Origin of the sequence: Streptomyces sp. ADI95-17, from assembly GCF_003846175.1 — a bacterium.
GTDB lineage: Bacteria > Actinomycetota > Actinomycetes > Streptomycetales > Streptomycetaceae > Streptomyces > Streptomyces sanglieri.
Genome location: NZ_ML123046.1, coordinates 743,947 through 744,963 on the forward strand (window position 1 = coordinate 743,947; position 1,017 = coordinate 744,963).

The window sequence follows — 1,017 nt, forward strand, 5'->3', positions numbered from 1 at the left end:
CCTCTTCTACGGAGCGCGGTTCTCCAACACCGTGCTGCACGACGGCGCCACCAACGCCACCACCGGATCGACCCGCGGGGTGGGTTCCGCCGCCAACCACGGCACCCGGGTCCCGGACTTCGTCCAGCTCTCCGAGGCGATGGGCTGTGTGGGCCTGCGCTGCGAGAACCCCTACGAGCTCGACGCGATCATCGACAAGGCCAACGCGATCAACGACCGCCCCGTCGTGGTGGACTTCATCGTCCACGAGGACGCGATGGTGTGGCCGATGGTCCCGGCCGGCACCTCCAACGACGACATCATGGCCGCACGCGACGTACGCCCCGACTTCGGCGACTCCGCGGACGACTGAGAGGACCCTCTGACATGTCCCAGCACACGCTCTCCGTCCTGGTCGAGGACACGCCCGGCATCCTGGCCCGTGTCGCCGCCCTGTTCTCGCGCCGCGGCTTCAACATCGACTCGCTCGCGGTCGGCACCACCGAACACCCGGAACTCTCCCGCATCACCATCGTCGTCAGGGTCGACCACGAACTGGCCCTGGAACAGGTGACCAAGCAGCTCAACAAGCTGGTGAACGTCCTGAAGATCGTCGAGTTGGAGGCGGACTCCGCCGTCCAGCGCGAGCTGGTCCTGGTCAAGGTGAGCGCCGGCAACGGCACCCGGGCCCAGATCATCCAGATCGCCGAGCTGTTCCGGGCCAGAACCGTCGACGTCTCGCCCGACGCCGTCACCCTCGAAGCGACCGGCTCCGGCGACAAGCTCGACGCGATGCTCCGGATGCTCGCCACCTTCGGCATCAAGGAACTCGTCCAGTCCGGCGCGATCGCGATCGGCCGCGGCTCCCGCGCCCTGGCAGACCGCTCCGCCCGCGAGGCCCGGCCGATCCGCCTGACCCCGGCCACCGCCACCGCGACGACGGCCGACGCACAGAGCGCCTAGCCGCGCCTCTCACCCTCCGCTCAATCCCGTCCGCACACCCTCACGTTCCAGTGATCAAGGAGAACCCCCATGCCC

At 68.7% G+C, this 1,017-nt stretch carries 2 protein-coding genes; both read left to right on the forward strand.

Annotation, left to right across the window (positions count from 1 at the left end):
• On the forward strand, window positions 1-352 hold a 352-nt coding region (locus EES42_RS17060; RefSeq protein ID WP_241196419.1), incomplete at its 5' end, for a thiamine pyrophosphate-dependent enzyme.
• 14 nt (window positions 353-366) lie between these two features.
• Entirely contained in the window at window positions 367-942 is a 576-nt protein-coding gene (gene ilvN, locus EES42_RS17065) for an acetolactate synthase small subunit (RefSeq protein WP_124719051.1), read from the forward strand.
• Window positions 943-1,017 lie beyond the last annotated feature (75 nt).

Excerpts from the sequence above, each read along its gene's own strand:
- ilvN (WP_124719051.1), top strand. The coding sequence starts at position 367 with ATGTCCCAGCACACGCTCTCCGTCCTGGTCGAGGACACGCCCGGCATC.